Raw genomic sequence first — 20,865 nt, forward strand, 5'->3', positions numbered from 1 at the left:
GACTGCTTGCCATCTTTCACCCCGGCAGTTAGGGTTGAGCCTATGAAAACCTCTCACACCCTCATTCAGCTCCGCCAGCACCGCAGCCTGTGCCTCGTCAGCGCACGACTGCCAGGCTGAATCGATCTGCCTCGTCTTTACGTTTTATCCCTAAAAACAGTTCTACGGCAGGCCGCCTTTTCTCGGCCCCTACAACAAAGGATTTCCCGATGAGCATGCTCAAAGACCCGTCTTCGAAGTACCGCGCGTTCCCGACCATCGATATCCCGGACCGCACCTGGCCATCGAAGACCATCACCGAAGCGCCGATTTGGTGCAGCTCCGACCTGCGTGATGGCAATCAGTCGCTGATCGAGCCGATGGACGCAGTGAAAAAGCTGCGTTTCTGGAAGACCCTGGTCGCCGTCGGCGTGAAAGAAATCGAAGCCTCGTTCCCCGCTGCCTCGCAAACCGACTTCGACTTCGTGCGCACCCTGATCGAAGACGGCCACATCCCCGAGGACACCACCATTCAGGTGCTGACCCAGGGCCGTGAAGACTTGATCGCACGCACCTTCGAATCCCTGCGCGGCGCCAAGAAGGCCATCGTGCACCTGTACAACGCCACGTCGCCGTCCTTCCGCCGCATTGTGTTCAACCAGGACAAGGAAGGCATCAAGGCCATCGCGGTCAACGCGGCCAAGCTGTTCGTCAAATACGCCGCCCAGCAGCCGGAAACCCAATGGACCTTCGAATACTCCCCGGAGACTTTCAGTGCCACCGAGCTGGAATTCGCCAAGGAAGTCTGTGACGCGGTGATCGAGGTGTGGAACCCGACGCCTGAGCACAAGATGATCCTCAACCTGCCGGCCACTGTGGAGTGCGCCACGCCGAACATCTATGCCGACCAGATCGAGTGGTTCGGTCGCCATATCAACCGTCGGGACAGCGTGATCATCAGCCTGCACACCCACAACGACCGCGGCACCGGCGTAGCGGCCACCGAGTTGGGCCTGATGGCCGGCGCCGACCGTGTCGAAGGCTGCCTGTTCGGCAACGGCGAGCGTACCGGCAACGTCGACCTGGTCACCGTGGCACTGAACATGTACACCCAGGGCCTCGACCCGCAGCTGGACTTCTCCGACATCGACGGCGTGCGCAAGGTCGTCGAGGAGTGCAACCAGATTCAGGTTCACCCACGTCACCCGTACGTCGGCGACCTGGTGCACACCGCGTTCTCCGGCTCTCATCAGGACGCGATCCGCAAGGGCTTCGCCCAGCAGAAAGACGATGCGCTGTGGGAAGTGCCGTACCTGCCGATCGACCCGGCCGACATCGGTCGCAGCTACGAGGCTGTGATTCGCGTGAACAGCCAGTCGGGCAAAGGCGGCATCGCCTACCTGCTGGAACAGGAATACGACATCAGCTTGCCACGTCGTATGCAGATCGAATTCAGCCAGGTGGTACAGGCCGAAACCGACCGCGTGGGCCTTGAGATGACTGCACCGCAGATCTACGCCTTGCTGCAGCGCGAATACCTGCAAGCCAATACCCCGTATGCGCTGGTCAGCCATCGCCTGCAGGAAGAAAACGGCAACAGCTTTGTCGAGGTGGAAGTCTCGGGCAAGGGCCAGGGCGAAACCAACCTGCACTGGAAAGGCAAAGGCAACGGCGCCCTGGAAGCGTTGGTGGCCGGCTTGCCGATTGGCGTCGAGATCATGGACTACAACGAACATGCGATCGGTGCGGGCACCAACGCCAAGGCGGCGGCCTACATCGAACTGCGTGTGAACGGTGAGCGTCCGGTACATGGCGTGGGCATTGATGAAAACATCACCACGGCCAGTTTCAAGGCGCTGTTCAGCGCGCTGAACCGTTCGTTGAGCCAGTTGGCAGCGAAGGCGGCGTAAGCAGTCTGCTTGAATGCGAAAGGCCCCTGGATATGAGTCCTGGGGCCTTTTTTTTGGTTTTTTGTGGTCTGTGAGGGCCTCATCGGGGGCAAGCCCCCTCCCACACTTTAATTTGTGAATACATTCAAAATGTGGGAGGGGGCTTGCCCCCGATAGCGGTCTGTCAGACAAACTGGAAAGTATCGGCATCCAGGTTCGCCGGAAACCGCGTGCGGTACGCTGCCAGCTCTGCTGCATCCAGATTGACCTGGAACACCCCATCCGCCTCCCCGGCACTCAGCAGGGTCTCGCCCTGGAAGTCCAACACCTGGCTGTCCCCGGTGTAGGCAAAGCCCTTCCCATCCGTGCCCACCCGATTCACCGCCGCCACATAGCACAGGTTTTCAATCGCCCGCGCCGGCAGCAGTCGGTTCCAGTGCGAGCGCCGCGCCCCCGGCCAGTTGGCGGTGTACAGCAGCAGGTCGGTGTCCTGGGCATCGCGGCTCCACACCGGGAAGCGCAGGTCGTAGCAAATCAACGGGCGAATACGCCAGCCTTTCACTTCGAACTGCACCTGGCGCTCACCGGGGGTGTAGTGGTTGTGCTCGCCGGCCATGCGGAACAGGTGGCGCTTGTCGTAATGCAACACCTCGCCATCCGGCCGTGCCCACAGCAGGCGGTTGCGGTGGCTGCCGTCGGCAGCCTGGATGATCACGCTACCGGTGATGACGGCGTTGTACTTCGCGGCCTGTGCCTGTAGCCAACGGTGGGTCGGGCCGTTCTCGGGTTCGGCGAGGGTCGCGGATTCCATGGAAAAACCGGTGGTGAACATCTCCGGTAATACGATCAGGTCGGCACCTTGCGCCTGTTCCAACAATAACTCGAAGTGCTCAAGGTTCGCCTGGCGGTCGTGCCAGGCCAGGCTGGTCTGGATCAGGGCGATGTTCAGGTTCGGCAGTGCACTCAGATCACGCATAGTTTTTCAGCCGCTTGTTGCAGCGTTTCCTCGCGTTTGGCAAAGCACAGGCGCACCAGGCGCTGGCCTTGGGGTGGGGTCTGGTAGAACACCGAGACCGGAATCGTCGCCACGCCATGCTCGCGGGTCATCCACAGTGACATGGCGACGTCATCCAGGTCCGGGCGGATCTGTGAGTAATCCACCAGCTGGAAGTAGGTGCCGGTCACTGGGGTGAAGCTGAAGCGCGATGGCACCAGCAGGTCGCAGAACAGATCGCGCTTGGCCTGATAGAACGCTGGCAACTCGTCGACATGCTCCGGGTGTTCTGCCATGAAATCGGCCAATGCGTACTGCAGCGGGGTTACACCACAGAAATTGACGTATTGATGCACCTTGCGCAGTTCAGCGGTGAGGGCCGGCGGCGCGACGACGTAGCCGGTTTTCCAACCGGTGACGTGGTAAGTCTTGCCGAAGGAACTGACCACGAACGCACGCTGATACAGCTCATCGTGGGCCAGCACACTGACGTGGGGCACACCGTCAAATACCAGGTGCTCGTAGACTTCATCGCTGACCAGGTAGATGTCACGGTCGCGGATCAGTTCGGCCAACTGGTCCAGTTCGGCTCGGCTGATCAGCGCGCCGGTCGGGTTGTGTGGGGAATTGAGGACGATCATCCGCGTACGCGGTGACAGCGCCGCCTCGATCTTCTCGAAGTCCAGCGCGAAGCCATCCAGGCTCAGTTGCACGTGCACGCAACGGCCGCCGGCCAGCTCCACCGAAGGCTCGTAGCTGTCGTAGCTGGGGTCGAACACGATGACTTCATCACCCTGGCGAATCACCGCCTGGATCGCACAGAAGATCGCCTCGGTAGCACCAGGGGTAATGGTCACTTCAGTGTCCGCATTGACCGTGGCGCCATAGCTACGGGCGATCTTGGCGGCTACCTGCTGGCGCAGCACCGGCAGGCCGGTCATGGGCGCGTATTGGTTGTGCCCGAGAGCGATATGCTTGCCCACCGCATCGAGCAAACCCTGGGGGCCATTGAAGTCCGGAAAGCCCTGGGACAGGTTCAGCGCACCGGTTTCGGCGGCGAGTTGCGACATGGTGGTGAAAATGGTCGTGCCGACATTCGGCAGCTTGCTGGTGATCATGGGAGCCCCCTTCGGGTGAGCTGCAAGTTTTAAGCTGCAAGCCGCAAGCAGGTCAAGGGGCAAACCACCAGGCACAAAAAAGGGCTCCAAAGGAGCCCTCTCTTGCAACTGACAACTTGAAGCTGCCGTTACTTCTTATCGCGACGCTTCTTGTCGGCCTTCTTGTGGTGAGTCATCAAACGACGCTTCTTGTTCACCTGACGGTCAGTCAGTGTGTTCTTGTTGCCTTCGTATGGGTTCTCGCCACCCTTGAACTCGATACGGATCGGCGTACCGACCAGTTTCAAGACACGGCGGTAGGTGTTTTCCAGGTAACGCACATAGGACTTCGGCACCTTCTCGATCTGGTTACCGTGAATCACGATAATCGGCGGGTTGGCACCACCCAAGTGGGCGTAACGCAGTTTGATCCGGCGGTTGTTGACCATCGGCGGCGCGTGCTCGCCAACCGCATCTTCCAGGATCTGGGTGAGGCGGTTGGTCGGCCAGCGGGTCACTGCGGACTTGAACGAGTTCTGCACGGAAGCGTACAGGTTGCCCACGCCGGTGCCGTGCAGTGCCGAGATGAAGTGGATGTCGGCGAACTCGACGAAGAACAGGCGACGTTGCAGCTCGACCTTGACGAAGTCGCGCTCGCTCGGCGTCATGCCGTCCCACTTGTTGATCGCGATCACCAGGGCACGACCGGCCTCCAGGGCAAAGCCCAGGAGGTTGAGGTCGTGGTCCACCACACCCTCGCGGGCGTCCATCACGAAGATCACCACGTTGGCGTCTTTGATCGCCTGCAGGGTTTTGACCACCGAGAACTTTTCGACTTCCTCGTGGATCTTGCCGCGCTTGCGCACACCGGCGGTATCGATCAGCGTGTACTTTTCCTCGTTACGTTCGAACGGGATGTAGATGCTGTCGCGGGTGGTGCCGGGCTGGTCATAGACGATGACCCGGTCTTCACCGAGCATGCGGTTGACCAGGGTCGACTTGCCGACGTTGGGACGACCGATGATAGCGATCTTGATACCGTCTTTTTCGCTCGGGCCAGGAATGCGCTTGGCTTCCTCACCTTCGGCAACGATTTCCTCTTCGCCCTCTTCCTCCTCGACGTCATCCTTGGGGAAATCGCGCAGGGCAATTTCCAGCATCTGGGTGATACCACGACCGTGGGCACCTGCGACCGGGATCGCATCGCCCAGGCCCATCGGGCTGAATTCGGCACGGGCAGCTTCAGGATCGATGTTGTCGATCTTGTTCGCGACCAGATAGGAACGCTTGTTGCGCTTGCGCAGGTGCTCGCCAATCATCTGGTCGGCAGCGGTGTAGCCCGCACGGGCGTCCACCAGGAACAACACGACATCGGCTTCTTCAATGGCCAGCAGCGACTGCTCGGCCATCTTTTCGTCCATGCCATGCTCGTCACCGGAGATACCACCGGTGTCGACGATAATGTAGGAGCGCCCTTGCCACTTTGCCTCACCGTATTGGCGATCACGGGTCAGACCGGACAAGTCGCCGACGATGGCGTCGCGAGTCCTGGTCAGGCGGTTGAACAAGGTGGACTTGCCGACGTTAGGTCGGCCCACCAGGGCGATTACGGGAACCATGCGGCTCTCCACTTCGTTATTTCAGAAAATACAAAAGCCGCTGCAGGGCAGCGGCTGGTGCTCGGGGCAGCATAATCAAATGCCGCATGCCCCGCCTGAGCGGGGCCGCCTGGGTATTACCCCAAGCATAGTTCTTACTTGATGGTCAGGGCTTCCAGCTTGCCGCTGTTGCCATACACATAAAGCATGTTACCCACCACCAGCGGACGCGCACGCAGGCCGTCGCTGTCGATACGCTCACGACCGACGAAACGACCGTCCACCTGGCTCAACAGGTGCAGGTAGCCTTCGAAGTCGCCGACCGCGACATAACTGGAGAACACTTCCGGTGCCGACAACTGGCGGCGCGCCAGGGAATCGTTGCTCCACAGTGCCGTGGTGGAACGCTCGTCGACACTTTCAACGGTGCCGGACGCCAGGCTGACGTAGACGCTGCCAAACCCTTGGGCGACACCGGCGTAGCTGGAAGCATCACGCTGCCAGTTGACGCGGCCGCTCTGCAGGTCCAGTGCCGCAACACGGCCCTGGTAAGTGGCGACGTAGAGGGTTTCACCCGACAGCAGCAGGCCGCCATCGATGTCCACCACGCGGTCCAGTTCGGAACGACCTTGCGGGATGGCCACACGGGTTTCCCACGCCGGCACGCCGTTCTGGGTATCCAGGGCGACCACTTTACCGGTCGACAGGCCTGCAACGGCCAGATTGTTGGTCACAATCGGACCACTGGTACCACGCAACGTCAGCACCGCCGGGGTGCTGTCGTACAACCAACGCTGTTCGCCGGTGCTGGCGTCAAGGCCGATCACACGGTCATCCTGGGTTTGCACCACGACGATATCGCCGTTGGTGGCAGGCGGTGCGAGCACTTCACTGGTCACGCGAGCGCGCCATTTCTCTTCACCGGTGCTGGAATCCAACGCCACGACTTCGCCCTTGAGCGTGCCGAGCAAGACCATGCCGTAACCTACGCCTACGGCGCCGGATACCGGAATTTCGAGGTCTTTCTTCCACTTCACGTCGCCGTTCATGCGATCCATGGAAATGACGACGCCGGTCACGTCGGCGGCGACGATATTTTCACCGTCAATAGCCGGTACCAGCATGTTGTAGGTTTCACCCTGGCCGTCACCGATGGAGCGGCTCCACTGCTTTTGCAGGACCACTTCTTCCTTGAAGCTGGTCAGCTCCGCAGGCGGCAGTTCTTTTTTACTGTTGCTGCTGCAACCCGCGGCCAGAATGGCCAGAGCCAGCAATGCTGCATGTTTCCAACGGATCACGTCACGCATCCCCTTTGGCCAAGTCGTCCAGCTTGATTTGTAAGCCACCGACCGCCGCTTCATCAGACAGCGCCGCCTTGGCTTTCTTGTACGCAGCATTGGCTTCGTCGGTACGACCCAATTGGACCAACAGGTCGCCCTTGAGCTCTTCGCGAGTGGCTACAAATGCCTTGTCAGCATCGCCGTCGAGCAGTTTGAGTGCTTCGTCAGCCTTGTTCTGTGCCGCCAGTACCTGGGCCAGGCGCTGACGTGCGATTTCACCCAGGGTCGGGTTGGTCGGCTTGTCGGCGATGGCCTTCAACTCAGCGGCGGCGTCGTCCAGCTTGCCGGTGTCGACCGCGACCTTCGCGACGAACAGGCTGCCGTATTGGGCGTAGGTGCTACCGCCGAATTCGTTCTTCAGCTTACCGGCCAGGTCTGCAACCTGCGCAGGGTCGGGCTTGCCGTCCGGCGTCAGGGTGGTTTCCAGCAATTGCTGATAGAGGATCGAGGCGCCTTGGGACTGGTTGGCCTGATACTTGGTCCAGGCCTGCCAGCCGAACACCACCACTAAAGCCAGCAGACCGCCAGTAACCAGGGGCTTGCCGTTGCGCTGCCACCAGTCCTTGAACTCGGCCAGTTGCTCATCATCAGTACTCGACACCCCAATACTCCTTAATCGCTAAATTCGGCTGTTCGACAGCTTCAACCCTGCACGACGCAGGTGGCCAAGTGCGCAGCGAGCGCATCAAAGGCAATGTTCTGTTGCTCACCCTGGCCACGCAGGGGTTTGAAACCTATCACTTGCTGGGCCAGTTCGTCTTCGCCGAGGATCAGTGCATACAGCGCACCGCTCTTGTCGGCCTTCTTGAACTGGCTCTTGAAGCTGCCGGCGCCGGCGTTGACCTGCAGGCGCAGGTTCGGCAGTTGATCGCGTACTTGTTCGCTCAGGGCCAGGGCAGCCAGTTCAGCGGCCTCGCCAAAGGCGCACAGGTACACATCCACCTGGCGGGAGATCTCTTCCGGGACCTGCTCCAGGGTTTCCAGCAGCAGGATCAGCCGCTCGATGCCCATGGCAAAACCCACGCCGGTGGTCGGCTTGCCGCCCATCTGCTCGACCAGGCCGTCGTAGCGGCCACCGGCACACACGGTGCCCTGGGCGCCAAGCTTGTCGGTGACCCACTCGAAGACCGTCTTGCTGTAGTAATCGAGGCCACGCACCAACTTTGGATTGATGACGTAAGGAATACCGGCTGCCTCCAGGCGAGCCTTGAGGCCCTCGAAGTGGATGCGGGATTCGTCGTCCAGGTAATCGGCCATTTTCGGCGCGTTGACCAGCACGGCCTGGGTGTCGGCGTTCTTGGTATCAAGGACGCGCAACGGGTTGGTTTTCAGGCGGCGCTGGCTGTCTTCGTCCAACTTGTCCAGGTGGGCGGACAGGTACTCGACCAGGGCCACGCGATAGCGGCCCCGGGACTCGCTGGTGCCCAGGCTGTTGAGCTCAAGCTTGACCGCGTCGCGGATGCCCAGCAGGCCCCACAGGCGCCAGGTCAGCACGATCAGCTCGGCGTCGATGTCCGGACCGTCGAGGTTGAACACCTCCAGGCCGATCTGGTGGAACTGGCGATAGCGACCTTTCTGCGGGCGCTCGTGGCGGAACATCGGGCCGATGTACCACAGCTTCTGTGGCTGGCCGCCACCGGTGAGACCATGTTCGAGTACGGCGCGCACGCACGCGGCAGTGCCTTCCGGACGCAGGGTCAGGGAGTCGCCGTTGCGGTCCTCAAAGGTGTACATCTCTTTTTCGACGATGTCGGTCACTTCACCGATGGAGCGCTTGAACAGCTCGGTGAACTCGACGATCGGCATGCGGATCTGCTTGTAACCGTAGTTATCCAGCAGGCGCGCAACAGTGCCCTCGAAGTAGCGCCACAGCGGCGTCTGCTCCGGAAGGATGTCGTTCATGCCACGAATGGCTTGCAGAGACTTGCTCACATCAAATCCTTAAATTCGTTCTTAGCCGCGCGCGATCAGCGCTGCGTCAGCCGCGACCTTTTCGGCCGCTTTCTCGCGGATCAGTCTTTCGAGGTCATCCACCAGATTGTCATTCGTCAACTTATGCGACGGTTTGCCGTCGATGTAGATCAGGTTCGGTGAGCCGCCGGTCAGGCCGATGTGCGCCTCTTTGGCTTCACCCGGACCGTTGACCACGCATCCGATCACCGCAACATCCAGCGGCACCAGCAGGTCTTCGAGGCGTCCTTCCAGTTCGTTCATGGTTTTCACCACGTCGAAGTTCTGCCGCGAGCAGCTCGGGCAGGCAATGAAGTTGATGCCTCGGGAACGCAAACGCAGGGATTTGAGAATGTCGTAACCGACCTTCACTTCCTCTACGGGGTCTGCCGCCAGGGAGATGCGGATAGTATCGCCAATCCCTTCGGCGAGCAGCATACCGAGACCCACCGCAGATTTCACTGTGCCTGAGCGTAAACCGCCGGCTTCAGTGATACCCAGGTGCAACGGCTGCACGATCTCCTTGGCCAGCAGGCGGTAGGCTTCTACCGCCATGAACACGTCGGAGGCCTTTACGCTGACCTTGTAGTCCTGGAAATTCAGGCGCTCAAGGTGTTCGACGTGGCGCAGCGCAGATTCAACCAGCGCGGCCGGGGTCGGCTCGCCGTATTTCTTTTGCAGGTCTTTTTCCAGGGAACCGGCGTTGACGCCGATGCGGATCGGAATGCCTCGATCGCGAGCAGCATCCACCACCGCACGCACACGGGCTTCGCTGCCGATGTTGCCCGGGTTGATACGCAGGCAGTCCACGCCCAGCTCGGCCACGCGCAAGGCGATCTTGTGGTCGAAGTGAATGTCGGCAACCAACGGCACCTTGACCTGTTGCTTGATGCGACCGAAGGCCTCGGCAGCGTCCATGTCCGGCACTGAAACGCGCACGATGTCCACGCCAGCGGCTTCCAGGCGGTTGATCTGAGCAACGGTGGCGGCCACGTCATTGGTGTCGCTGTTGGTCATGCTCTGTACGGCGATGGGGGCGTCGCCACCCACCGGCACCGAGCCGACCCAGATTTTGCGCGATACGCGACGTTTGATTGGAGATTCGCCGTGCATGACTATTGTCCCAACTTCAGGCGAGCGGTCTCGCCGGTGGTGAACGGCGCTACGTCCACAGGCTGGCCGTTGTAGGCCACTTGCGCGCCACGGGCAAAGCCCAGACGCAGCGTCAAAGGAGGCTTGCCGCCTTGGTCGAGCGTATCTCCCTTACGCTTCAGACCGCTAAACAGCACTTTGCCATTGCCGTCGGTGACTTGCGTCCAGCAGTCGGCGACGAAGGTAATCTGTACGCGGCCATCACCGGCGATCAACGCTGGGGTGGTAGGTGGCGAAATCGCTGCCGGGGCGGTCTGGGCCTGAGTCGCTGGCGCCTGTACAGGAGCGGCCGGGGTGTGGGCCGGAGCTGCAGGCGTCGCGGGAGCCGGTGCGACAGCGGTCGAGGCAGGCGGGGTTTCCGGTGCAGGCTGCTCAGTGGCAAGCGGCGCTTCAGGCGTGGTCTGGCCTTCTGCTACAGCCTGGTCTTCCGGCTCGTCCAGCGGATGAATCTGGGTGGTGCCGTCGGCGCTTTCGACTTCGACGTGCTCCATGGCGTTGCTGGTCAGGTCCTTGGTGCGCTGGGAGGTCTGGTCTTGCCACCAGACAAAACCGCCACCAATGACAGCGATCAGCAGCAGCAGGCTGACAATTCGCAAAATCGTGTGGGAAACCCGCACCGGCTCTTCGATGCGACCCAAGCCATGCACATTGCTGCCCTGGGAGTCGGTGCCGGTGAACTGGTCGAATTCCTGGACCAAAACTGCCTGGTCGATCCCCAGCAGCTTGGCGTAGGCACGGATATAGCCGCGGGCGAAGGTATGCCCAGGCAGCTTATCGAACGCGCCAGCTTCCAGGTTGCCCAGGGATGTAGTGGTCAAATTGAGCTTGAGGGCCACTTCCGCCAGCGACCAACCATTGCTTTCGCGGGCCTGACGCAAGGTGTCGCCTGGGTTTACGCGATTAGCTGCTACAACTTCCGGGTGCGCCGCTTTCATCATTGCTCCGACAGGTATTGCTGATATTCCGGCGTACCGGGATAGAGTCGTTCGAGTTGTTGGCCAAAACGTGCGGCCTTGTCGCGTTCTTCATGAACCGTCGCCAGTCGCACACCGAGCAATAGACTACGTGCATTTTGCCCGCTGAGCAGGCTAAAACGTTCGTAATAGTCACGTGCCGGCACATAATGCCTGTCATCAAAGGATATCTCAGCCATTTCGAGCAATGCCCGAGGCTGACGACCGTTCAAATGCAGGGCTTTTTCCAGTTGCCGGCGAGCATTGTCGCGCTGGCCGAGGCGGATCGAGGTGACCCCAAGGTTCTCGAACACCCGCGAACGCTCAGGATAGAGGGTATCGGCGCTGGCTTGCTGGAAATAAAGGGCTGCCTGCTCATAACGTTCCTGCGCAAACAGGAAACTGCCGTAGTTGTTCAGCAGCCGCGGATCGGCAGGGCGTGCGGCCAGGGCCTTGTGGAAATAGCGGTCAGCCAGTTCAGGCTCGGCCTGGGCCTGGAACACCAGGGCCAGTGCGGCATTGGCATCGGCGTCGTGGCTGTCCAGCTCAAGGGCCTTCTTCAACGGCACCTTGGCCTGCTCGCTCATGCCTTGTTGCAGGTAACCCAAGCCCAGTTGCACATAGGCAACTCGCGCCTCATCACGGCCTTTACCGGTTTGCAAAGGGCTGTCATGGCCCGATGAAACACAACCGGCCGCAAGACCGGTAAAAAGTAAAAGCAGCGCAAGGCGCAAGGGCATAGAGTTCCTCTCTCAGATTCGATTCACAGCGATCAGCGGCAAATCGTCGGCGGCGTTCACTTCGCGTCCGGCGATATAGCGCTCGCTGCGGCGGGTGCGGTCCATCACCTGCCCGACCAATTGACCACAGGCGGCGTCGATGTCTTCACCACGGGTGGTGCGGACGGTGACGTTGTAGCCGGCCTGGTGCAGTTGATCCTGGAAACGACGGATGGCGTTGTTGCTCGGCCGCTCGTAGCCAGAATGTGGAAACGGGTTGAACGGAATCAGGTTGATCTTGCACGGGGTGTCCTTGAGCAACTCGATCATCTCGACCGCGTGCTCAACCTTGTCATTGATGTCCTTGAGCAAGGTGTACTCGATGGTCAGCACGCGCTTTTCGCCCAGGGACGACATATAGCGCTGGCAAGATTCGAGCAGCATCTTAAGCGGATACTTCTTGTTGATTGGCACCAATTGGTTACGCAATGCGTCATTGGGTGCGTGCAGCGACAACGCCAGGGAGACGTCGATGTGCTTGGACAGCTCATCGATCATCGGCACCACGCCGGAGGTGGACAGGGTTACACGGCGCTTGGAGATGCCGTAGCCCAGGTCGTCCATCATCAGGTGCATGGCCGAAACCACGTTGTCGAAGTTCAGCAGCGGCTCACCCATGCCCATCATCACCACGTTGGTGATGGCACGGTCGACGGTCGCCGGGACGCTGCCAAAGGATTTGTTGGCAATCCACACCTGGCCGATCACTTCGGCGGCGGTGAGGTTGCTATTGAAGCCTTGCTTGCCGGTGGAGCAGAAACTGCAGTCCAGGGCACAGCCTGCCTGGGACGAAACGCACAAGGTGCCGCGTTTGCCCTGGGGAATGTACACGGTCTCGACACAGCTGCCGGACGCAACGCGCACCACCCATTTACGGGTGCCGTCGCTGGAGATGTCCTCGCTGACCACTTCCGGACCACGTACCTCGGCAATGGCCTTGAGCTTGTCGCGCAGGGCCTTGCTGACGTTCGTCATGGCGTCGAAATCATCGACGCCAAAGTGGTGAATCCATTTCATTACCTGACCGGCACGGAAACGCTTCTCCCCGATTGAGTCGAAGAATTTCTCCATTTCCGGCTGGGTCAGCCCCAGCAGGTTGGTTTTTACAGTCGATGTCGTCATGGATTCACCCTCACTCTTTAAGCCGATGCTTAGCGAGCGGTTACTTCAGTAGCGGCGAAGAAGTACGAGATTTCGCGAGCAGCAGCGGCTTCGGAGTCCGAACCGTGTACAGCGTTGGCGTCGATGGACTCGGCGAAGTCAGCACGGATGGTGCCGGCAGCGGCTTCTTTAGGGTTGGTAGCGCCCATCAGCTCACGGTTCAGAGCGATAGCGTTTTCGCCTTCCAGAACCTGAACAACAACAGGACCGGAGATCATGAAGGCAACCAGGTCGCCGAAGAAGCCACGAGCGCTGTGCTCAGCGTAGAAGCCTTCAGCTTCAGCCTTGGACAGTTGCTTGAGTTTCGAAGCTACAACCTTCAGGCCGGCTTTTTCGAAACGAGTGGTGATCTCGCCGATGACGTTTTTTGCAACAGCGTCAGGCTTGATGATGGAGAAAGTACGTTGAACAGCCATGGTGTAACTCCAGAAACGGTAATTTACGAAAAATTAAACCCGCGAATTATACGCGGGTTATTGGGTATTGCCTAACTGCGTAAGGGAGGCGTCAGTCCTGTTCTTCTTTCCAGGCAGTCTGGATAGCCTCCAGGACCTTCTCACCACCGCGATCACGCTCATCTTCGAACCCTGGCAGCGCCATGACCATGTCACGCAAAGCTACAAAGTTCAGGGAGTAAGGATCCAGATCCGGGTTGGCGTCGGCCAACAGGATAGCGATCTCTTGCACATCAACCCATTTAAGACTCATGACACTTCCTTGAATCAATGCGGCGCTTCGGCTGCATGGTTGAGGGAATATTTCGGGATTTCGACGGTGATGTCTTCCGTACCGACCTTTGCCTGACAGCTTAGGCGAGAAGTCGCTTCCAGGCCCCAGGCACGGTCAAGAAAGTCTTCTTCCAGCTCGTCTGCTTCTTCCAGGGAATTGAAACCCTCGCGGATGATGCAGTGACAGGTGGTGCAGGCGCAGACACCGCCGCAGGCACTTTCGATCTCGATGTGGTTGTCATGGGCAACTTCGAGGATGGACTTGCCGGTCTCAGCCTCCACGACCATACCGTCCGGGCAATGCTCGGCGTGTGGCAGAAAAATGACCTGCGGCATTGATTATTCCTCGATTTCATTCAGGTTGCGCCCGGCCAGTGCGGCTTTCACCGTCTGATCCATGCGGCGGGCGGCAAAGGCATCTGTCACTTGCGACAGGCGCTTGGTCTGTTGCTCGATGGCGTAGCCATCGTTGCCTTTCATCAGCTCGGCCAGTTCCTGCATCTGCAGGTCAATGACCATGCGCTCTTCGGCATCCAGCAGGCGCTCGCCGTCGGCATCAAGGGCACCCTGCACCGCTTCGAGCAGGCGCTGGGCATCCACTTGTTGCTCGCGCAGCACGCGAGCGACCTTGTCGTCACCGGCATACTGGAACGAGTCCTTGAGCATCTTGGCGATTTCTCCGTCGGTCAGGCCGTAGGACGGCTTGACCTGGATGCTGGCTTCAACGCCCGAACCCAACTCACGCGCAGCGACGTTGAGCAGGCCGTCGGCGTCGACCTGGAAGGTCACGCGAATCTTTGCCGCGCCAGCCACCATCGCCGGAATGCCGCGCAATTCGAAGCGCGCCAGGGAGCGGCAGTCACTGATCAACTCGCGCTCGCCTTGCAGCACATGGATCATCATGGCCGTCTGGCCATCTTTGTAAGTGGTGAAATCCTGGGCACGGGCGACGGGGATGGTGGTGTTGCGTGGTATCACCTTCTCCATCAGCCCCCCCATGGTTTCCAGCCCCAAGGACAGCGGGATCACGTCGAGCAGCAGCAGTTCGCCACCATCGCGCTTGTTACCGGCCAGGGTGTCTGCCTGGATCGCGGCGCCGATGGCGACCACCTGGTCCGGGTCGATTTCAGTCAGCGGCTGGCGGCCAAAGGCTTCGGCGACGGCTTCACGCACGCGTGGTACGCGGGTGGAACCACCGACCATGACCACTGCACCCACGTCCTCCAGTTCGATACCGGAATCACGTACGGCACGGCGGCAGGCTTTCAGGCTGCGGGCGACCATAGGCTCGATCAGCGCATCGAAGGCTTCGCGGGTCAGCTGAGCTGACCAAGTGCCGTAGGAAACTTCAACGCTTGCCGCATTGGTCAGCGCTTCCTTGGCCGCGCAAGCGGTCTGCAGCAGGTTGCGCTGCGCGCCCGGGTCCAGGTCGGCAGACAAGCCGGCGCTGGCGATGATCCAACCCGCAATGGCGTGGTCGAAGTCGTCGCCGCCCAGGGCGCTGTCGCCACCAGTGGCCAGCACTTCGAAGACGCCGCCGGTCAGGCGCAAAATCGATATATCAAAGGTGCCACCGCCCAGGTCGTAAATGGCAACCAGGCCTTCGGCATGCTGGTCCAGGCCATAGGCCACGGCTGCAGCGGTCGGCTCATTGAGCAGGCGCAGCACGTTCAGGCCGGCAAGTTTGGCCGCATCCTTGGTAGCTTGGCGCTGGGCATCATCGAAATAAGCGGGAACGGTGATCACCGCGCCGACCAGTTCGCCGCCCAGGGTCTTTTCCGCGCGCTGACGCAGTACCTTGAGGATATCGGCCGAGACTTCCACAGGGCTTTTCGGGCCTTGGACGGTGTCGATGAACGGCATATGGGATTCGCCACCGACAAAGCGGTACGGCAACTGGTCGCCCAATTGCTTGACGTCGGACAGACCACGACCCATCAAGCGCTTGACCGACAGCACGGTATTCAAAGGGTCGGAAGACGCCGCCAGCTTGGCCGACTCACCCACTTCGGTACGATCAACGTGATAGCGCACGGCAGAGGGCAGGATCACCTGGCCATCAGCGTCCGGCAGCGGCTCGGACAGGCCGCTGCGCAAGGCAGCAACCAGGGAATTGGTGGTGCCCAGGTCAATCCCGACCGCCAGGCGACGCTGGTGCGGTTGAGGGCTTTGGCCGGGTTCGGCGATTTGCAGTAGGGCCATGGTAATCAGGTCTTATCTGTCTATCAGGCGTGCATCACGGGCAGCACACGGGGTTAATCGTCGAGGCGCTCTTCTAGCTGGCGCACTTCGTAGGTGAGCTTGTCGAGGAACTGCATGCGCCGCATCAGGCGTTCGGCCTGCTCACGTTGCGCTGCATCATCCCAACAGGCTGCGAAGCTTTCGTTGAGCTCATCCTGGGCGGTTTTCAGACGACGCTTGAAGACTGCAACACCAGCCAGATCGGCCTCGTCCTGCAAGTCTTCGAGTTCTTCGCGCCACTGCATCTGCTGCATCAGGAAGTCCGGATCATGCACGGTCACTTCCAGCGGCAACTCGCCACCGTTCATCGCGAGCAGGTAGCGCGCGCGTTTCGGGGGGCTTTTGAGCGTCTGATAGGCTTCGTTGAGGCTGGCCGATTGCTCCAGCGCCAGGCGCTGCTCACGCTCGGAAGCGTCAGCGAAGCGGTCCGGGTGCACGCCACGCGCCAGTTCTCGGTAGCGCGTGGCAAGCTGCTCAAGGTCAAGCCGAAAGCTCGGCTGCAGCTCGAATAAAGCGAAATGACAAGGAGTACCCACGAATAGCCTCAGATGTTGAAGCTTTCGCCGCAGCCACATTCACCGCGTACGTTGGGGTTGTTGAACTTGAAGCCTTCGTTCAACCCTTCCTTGACGAAATCGAGTTCGGTGCCGTCCAGGTAGGTCAGGCTCTTGGGGTCGATAATCACTTTCTCGCCGTGACTTTCGAACACCTGGTCTTCCGCAACCACCTCGTCGACAAACTCCAGCACGTAGGCAAGGCCGGAACAGCCCGTGGTGCGAACACCCAGACGAATCCCCTCACCTTTACCGCGCCCATTCAGGGAGCGGCGAATGTGCTGCGCAGCCGCTTCTGTCATGCTGATAGCCATCGTTGACTCCTTACTCGTCGCCAAATGCTTAGATCAAGCCTTTCTTCTGCTTGTAGTCGCGAACGGCCGCCTTGATGGCGTCTTCTGCGAGTACCGAGCAGTGGATTTTCACGGGCGGCAGGGCCAGCTCTTCGGCCAGCTGGGTGTTGCTGATAGTGACAGCCTCATCCAGGGTCTTGCCTTTCATCCATTCGGTCGCCAGGGAGCTGGAGGCGATAGCCGAACCGCAACCGTAGGTCTTGAACTTGGCGTCTTCGATAACGCCAGCGTCGTTGACCTTGATCTGCAGGCGCATCACATCGCCGCACGCCGGAGCGCCGACCATGCCGGTGCCGACATCAGGATCTTCCGCGTCCATCTTGCCGACGTTGCGCGGGTTTTCGTAGTGGTCGATGACCTTTTCGCTGTAAGCCATGGTACTGAATCCTCACTCATCAGGGCCGCTCTGGAACCCTGTAGAAACGCCTGCGTTTTCCGCCACGTTCCTACAGAGCTGGGGTGGCGGCTTCTATAGTTAGTGTGCCGCCCACTCGATCTTGGAAATATCGACACCGTCTTTGTACATGTCCCACAGCGGCGACAGGACGCGCAGCTTGTTGACGGCTTCGCAGACTTTCTGCGCGGCGTAGTCGACTTGCTCTTCGGTGGTGAAACGGCCGAACGTAAAGCGGATCGAGCTGTGTGCCAGTTCGTCGTTGCGGCCCAGGGCGCGCAGTACGTACGAAGGCTCAAGGGACGCGGAAGTGCAGGCCGAACCGGACGAAACCGCCAGGTCCTTGAGCGCCATGATCAGCGACTCGCCTTCGACGTAGTTGAAGCTCAAATTCAGGTTGTGCGGTACGCGGGCGGTCATGCTGCCGTTGATGTACAGCTCTTCAAGGCCTTCGACCTGCTTGTAGAAGCGGTCGCTGAGCGCTTTGATGCGCACGTTTTCGGCAGCCATGTCTTCCTTGGCCACGCGGAAGGCTTCGCCCATGCCGACGATCTGGTGGGTCGCCAGGGTGCCCGAACGCATGCCGCGCTCGTGACCGCCGCCGTGCATGGTGGCTTCGATGCGCACACGTGGCTTGCGGCTCACGTACAGGGCGCCGATGCCTTTGGGGCCGTAGGTCTTGTGGGCCGAGAACGACATCAGGTCGACTTTCAGTTTCGACAGGTCGATGTCGACCTTGCCGGTGGACTGTGCAGCGTCGACGTGCAGCAGGATGCCCTTGGAACGGGTCAGCTCGCCGATGGCCGCGATGTCGTTGATGGTGCCGATTTCGTTGTTCACGTGGATCACGGAAACCAGGATGGTGTCTTCACGCAGCGCGGCTTCGATCATGGCCGGGGTGACGATACCGTCGGTGGTCGGCTCGAGGTAGGTGACCTCGAAACCTTCACGCTCCAGTTGGCGCATGGTGTCGAGGACAGCCTTGTGCTCAATCTTGGTGGTGATCAGGTGCTTGCCTTTGGTCGCGTAGAAATGCGCCGCGCCCTTGATAGCCAGGTTGTCGGACTCGGTGGCACCGGAGGTCCAGACGATTTCACGCGGGTCTGCACCCACCAGGTCAGCCACCTGGCGACGAGCGTTCTCGACCGCTTCCTCGGCCTTCCAGCCGAACACGTGGGAACGGGAGGCCGGGTTGCCGAAGTTTCCGTCAACCAGCAGGCATTCGCTCATCTTTTGCGCGACACGCGGATCAACCGGGGTGGTCGCTGAGTAATCAAGGTAAATCGGCAATTTCATGGACTTTCTCCTAAATCAGGCTGGCTGGCGCGCCGTTAGCTCTTCGGCTGTCACTCGACGGCGGACGCTTCGATCTTGTCCAGACGCGGCGCCTTGGTGTTGCAACGGCGCTGGTCCTGACGCTGGGCTACTTCTTGCACCTCACGGCGAGTCACAAGATCAGCCAAGCTGATACCACTCAAAAACTCATGGATCTGCAGGCTCAAGTCACACCACAAGTGGTGCGTGAGGCAGGTGTCGCCGGCGTGGCAATCACCCAGCCCCTGGCATTTGGTGGCGTCGACGGATTCGTTGACCGCGTCGATCACCTGGGCGACCTGAATGCCCTGCATGTCGCGGGACAACTGATAGCCACCACCCGGCCCACGCACACTGGAAACCAGGTTGCTGCGACGCAATTTGGCGAACAGTTGCTCGAGGTAGGACAGGGAAATGCCTTGGCGCTCAGAGATATCGGCCAGGGACACCGGCCCAGTTTGCGCGTGCAAAGCCAAGTCGAGCATGGCGGTCACCGCGTATCGGCCTTTTGTAGTCAGTCTCATGGACAAGTACCAAGGTGTTTCAGAATGGGAGCAAGTATGCGATTCCCGAGTATTTAAGTCAACTATAAGACCTAGTACTTTAGTCAGGATTACCCGTAAAAAGGGCGCGCGAATCATAGCAGGATGGGTCGACGACGAACAGCGAGAACAGGGGCGGATGGAGATCGCTGGATCAACGGAGACCAAAATGTGGGAGGGAGCATGCTCCCGATAGCGGTGTACCAGCCACGAAAGTGGTGAATGACACATTGTTATCGGGGGCAAGCCCCCTCCCACAGAAAGGTCTCAGCCGGCCTTGGACGCAGCCTCGTCCTTGATCTCGGCGAAGTCTTCTTCGCGCAACTCAGGCAGATCTTTCGCACAGTAAGGGCTGCCCAGATCCTTCAGCGCACCGCACATACCCTCCAACTTGCCGTCCACCGCCTGCAGATGGTCGAGCAACTGGCCGATCGCACGCGCCACCGGGTCCGGCATGTCCTCGCTGACACCATAAGCATCGAAACCGATCTTCTCGGCCATGGCCTTGCGCTTGGCCTCCTGCTCGTCGCCGGCTTCCGGCTTGACGATGATCCGGCCTGGAATACCGACTACGGTCGCTCCCGGAGGCACGGCCTTGGTCACGACAGCATTGGAACCGACCTTGGCGCCCGCCCCGACAGTGAACGGACCGAGCACCTTGGCGCCCGCCCCCACCACCACGCCATCACCCAGCGTCGGGTGGCGCTTGCCTTTGTTCCAGCTGGTGCCGCCCAGGGTCACGCCCTGATAAAGGGTGACGTCATCACCAATTTCGGCGGTCTCGCCAATCACGATGCCCATGCCATGGTCGATAAAGAAACGGCGCCCGACTTTGGCGCCCGGGTGAATCTCGATCCCGGTCAACCAACGGCCGAAGTTCGACACCAGCCGCGCCAGCCATTTCCAGCCCATGCCCCACAAGGCGCCGGACAGGCGGTGAATCCAGATCGCATGCATGCCCGGGTAGCAGGTCAGCACTTCAAAGGCGTTGCGCGCCGCCGGGTCACGGTGGAAAACACTCTGGATATCTTCTCGCAGACGCTCGAACATTTTTAATCCTTCCGCTTTAGAAGCTCGCCACGGGCCGCTTTCTGGGTTTCCGTGAGGATGCCACGCAATATATTCATTTCCGCCCGGCTGACCGAGCTGCGTCCGTAAAGGCGACGCAGGCGCGCCATCAAGTGCCGTGGTTTTTCCGGATCGAGGAATTCGATGGCCACCAGGGTTTGCTCCAGGTGCTCATAAAACCGTTCCAGCTCGTCCATGGTGGCCAGTTCGCCACTTTTGGTCGAGGCAACCTCGTCCTTCTCTACCTTGCTCGGCTGGCCAGCAGCGGCCAGCCAGGCCATGCGCACTTCGTAAGTCAACACCTGCACCGCTGCCCCGAGGTTCAGCGAGCTGAACTCGGGGTCTGATGGGATGTGCACGTGGTAATGACATCGCTGCAGCTCTTCATTGGTGAGGCCGGAGTCTTCACGACCAAACACCAAGGCGATTTCAGCGCCGCCAGCGGCCTCTTCCACCACCTTGGTGCCGCACTCACGCGGATCCAGCAGTGGCCAGGGGATGCGACGGTCACGGGCGCTGGTGCCAAGTACCAGGTTGCAGCCGACCAAGGCGTCTTCCAAGGTGGCGACGACCTGGGCTTTTTCAAGCAGGTCATTGGCGCCGGATGCACGGGCATCGGCCTCGTGATGCGGGAACACGCGCGGGTCGACCAGCACCAGGCGCGTCAGCCCCATGTTTTTCATGGCTCGCGCCACCCCGCCGATGTTGCCGGGATGACTGGTATTGACCAGGACGACACGAATGTTTTGCAGCAAGGGAGGCGCTCTCGGACACGGGAA

Annotated in this window: 22 protein-coding genes; 1 reads left to right on the forward strand and 21 read right to left on the reverse strand. The window is 60.3% G+C overall.

Annotated features, from left to right (window positions below):
• Nucleotides 1-209 precede the first annotated feature (209 nt).
• Nucleotides 210-1,889, forward strand: coding sequence for a 2-isopropylmalate synthase (leuA, locus tag AC3WP7_RS28255; protein WP_071489254.1), 1,680 nt, complete (start codon nt 210-212; stop codon nt 1,887-1,889).
• A 163-nt stretch (nt 1,890-2,052) separates the two neighbouring features.
• Here leuA and AC3WP7_RS28260 read toward each other — a convergent pair whose 3' ends face one another.
• The 21 genes from AC3WP7_RS28260 to trmJ form a co-directional block, all read right to left on the reverse strand.
• A complete protein-coding gene (locus AC3WP7_RS28260; protein WP_092249200.1) occupies nt 2,053-2,844 on the reverse strand; it encodes an amidohydrolase in 792 nt (263 codons plus the stop codon).
• The gene (locus tag AC3WP7_RS28265) at nt 2,832-3,980 is read right to left on the reverse strand and encodes a pyridoxal phosphate-dependent aminotransferase (RefSeq protein WP_102591899.1); all 1,149 of its coding nucleotides are present in this window, start codon (nt 3,978-3,980) and stop codon (nt 2,832-2,834) included. Before AC3WP7_RS28265 ends, AC3WP7_RS28260 begins: the two co-directional genes overlap by 13 nt.
• Before the next feature lie 128 nt (nt 3,981-4,108).
• Nucleotides 4,109-5,578, reverse strand: a complete 1,470-nt coding sequence (gene der, locus AC3WP7_RS28270; RefSeq protein WP_058423368.1) for a ribosome biogenesis GTPase Der — start codon at nt 5,576-5,578, stop codon at nt 4,109-4,111.
• 134 nt (nt 5,579-5,712) lie between these two features.
• Nucleotides 5,713-6,864 (reverse strand): outer membrane protein assembly factor BamB, encoded by a 1,152-nt coding sequence (bamB, locus tag AC3WP7_RS28275; protein WP_071489252.1) that lies wholly within the window; start codon nt 6,862-6,864, stop codon nt 5,713-5,715.
• A complete protein-coding gene (locus AC3WP7_RS28280; RefSeq protein WP_032890712.1) occupies nt 6,857-7,498 on the reverse strand; it encodes a YfgM family protein in 642 nt (213 codons plus the stop codon). Before AC3WP7_RS28280 ends, bamB begins: the two co-directional genes overlap by 8 nt.
• A gap of 41 nt (nt 7,499-7,539) precedes the next feature.
• Nucleotides 7,540-8,829, reverse strand: coding sequence for a histidine--tRNA ligase (gene hisS / locus AC3WP7_RS28285; protein ID WP_092249206.1), 1,290 nt, complete (start codon nt 8,827-8,829; stop codon nt 7,540-7,542).
• Between the two features lie 21 nt (nt 8,830-8,850).
• On the reverse strand, nt 8,851-9,960 hold the full coding sequence (gene ispG, locus AC3WP7_RS28290) for a flavodoxin-dependent (E)-4-hydroxy-3-methylbut-2-enyl-diphosphate synthase (RefSeq protein WP_071489250.1): 1,110 nt from the start codon (nt 9,958-9,960) through the stop codon (nt 8,851-8,853).
• 2 nt (nt 9,961-9,962) lie between these two features.
• The gene (locus AC3WP7_RS28295; protein WP_093128406.1) at nt 9,963-10,934 is read right to left on the reverse strand and encodes a RodZ domain-containing protein; all 972 of its coding nucleotides are present in this window, start codon (nt 10,932-10,934) and stop codon (nt 9,963-9,965) included.
• A complete protein-coding gene (gene pilW, locus AC3WP7_RS28300) occupies nt 10,934-11,692 on the reverse strand; it encodes a type IV pilus biogenesis/stability protein PilW (RefSeq protein WP_093128403.1) in 759 nt (252 codons plus the stop codon). The genes AC3WP7_RS28295 and pilW overlap by 1 nt, the downstream gene beginning before the upstream one ends.
• A 12-nt stretch (nt 11,693-11,704) precedes the next feature.
• Nucleotides 11,705-12,853 (reverse strand): dual-specificity RNA methyltransferase RlmN, encoded by a 1,149-nt coding sequence (gene rlmN, locus AC3WP7_RS28305; RefSeq protein WP_071489247.1) that lies wholly within the window; start codon nt 12,851-12,853, stop codon nt 11,705-11,707.
• A 29-nt stretch (nt 12,854-12,882) separates the two neighbouring features.
• A complete protein-coding gene (ndk, locus tag AC3WP7_RS28310) occupies nt 12,883-13,308 on the reverse strand; it encodes a nucleoside-diphosphate kinase (RefSeq protein ID WP_003175956.1) in 426 nt (141 codons plus the stop codon).
• Between the two features lie 91 nt (nt 13,309-13,399).
• Nucleotides 13,400-13,600, reverse strand: coding sequence for a Fe-S cluster assembly protein IscX (iscX, locus tag AC3WP7_RS28315; protein ID WP_016977667.1), 201 nt, complete (start codon nt 13,598-13,600; stop codon nt 13,400-13,402).
• 14 nt (nt 13,601-13,614) lie between these two features.
• Nucleotides 13,615-13,956, reverse strand: a complete 342-nt coding sequence (gene fdx / locus AC3WP7_RS28320; protein ID WP_003175958.1) for an ISC system 2Fe-2S type ferredoxin — start codon at nt 13,954-13,956, stop codon at nt 13,615-13,617.
• 3 nt (nt 13,957-13,959) lie between these two features.
• The gene (gene hscA, locus AC3WP7_RS28325; RefSeq protein WP_092249218.1) at nt 13,960-15,822 is read right to left on the reverse strand and encodes a Fe-S protein assembly chaperone HscA; all 1,863 of its coding nucleotides are present in this window, start codon (nt 15,820-15,822) and stop codon (nt 13,960-13,962) included.
• Between the two features lie 53 nt (nt 15,823-15,875).
• Nucleotides 15,876-16,397, reverse strand: coding sequence for a co-chaperone HscB (gene hscB, locus AC3WP7_RS28330; RefSeq protein ID WP_028617850.1), 522 nt, complete (start codon nt 16,395-16,397; stop codon nt 15,876-15,878).
• Between the two features lie 8 nt (nt 16,398-16,405).
• Nucleotides 16,406-16,729 (reverse strand): iron-sulfur cluster assembly protein IscA, encoded by a 324-nt coding sequence (gene iscA / locus AC3WP7_RS28335; RefSeq protein WP_003175963.1) that lies wholly within the window; start codon nt 16,727-16,729, stop codon nt 16,406-16,408.
• 28 nt (nt 16,730-16,757) lie between these two features.
• On the reverse strand, nt 16,758-17,144 hold the full coding sequence (gene iscU / locus AC3WP7_RS28340) for a Fe-S cluster assembly scaffold IscU (protein WP_028617851.1): 387 nt from the start codon (nt 17,142-17,144) through the stop codon (nt 16,758-16,760).
• A 99-nt stretch (nt 17,145-17,243) separates the two neighbouring features.
• Nucleotides 17,244-18,458 carry an IscS subfamily cysteine desulfurase gene (locus AC3WP7_RS28345; RefSeq protein WP_058423378.1) on the reverse strand — a complete coding sequence of 405 codons (1,215 nt, stop codon included), beginning with the start codon at nt 18,456-18,458 and terminating at the stop codon, nt 17,244-17,246.
• Between the two features lie 50 nt (nt 18,459-18,508).
• Nucleotides 18,509-19,000, reverse strand: coding sequence for a Fe-S cluster assembly transcriptional regulator IscR (iscR, locus tag AC3WP7_RS28350; protein WP_003194020.1), 492 nt, complete (start codon nt 18,998-19,000; stop codon nt 18,509-18,511).
• 285 nt (nt 19,001-19,285) lie between these two features.
• Nucleotides 19,286-20,068, reverse strand: coding sequence for a serine O-acetyltransferase (cysE, locus tag AC3WP7_RS28355; RefSeq protein WP_058423379.1), 783 nt, complete (start codon nt 20,066-20,068; stop codon nt 19,286-19,288).
• Nucleotides 20,069-20,070: 2 nt separating this feature from the next.
• Nucleotides 20,071-20,841: a tRNA (cytosine(32)/uridine(32)-2'-O)-methyltransferase TrmJ gene (gene trmJ, locus AC3WP7_RS28360; RefSeq protein ID WP_092249224.1), complete on the reverse strand. Its 771-nt coding sequence runs from the start codon at nt 20,839-20,841 to the stop codon at nt 20,071-20,073.
• Between the last annotated feature and the right edge of the window lie 24 nt (nt 20,842-20,865).

Source organism: Pseudomonas sp. FW305-3-2-15-C-LB1 (assembly GCF_058787615.1).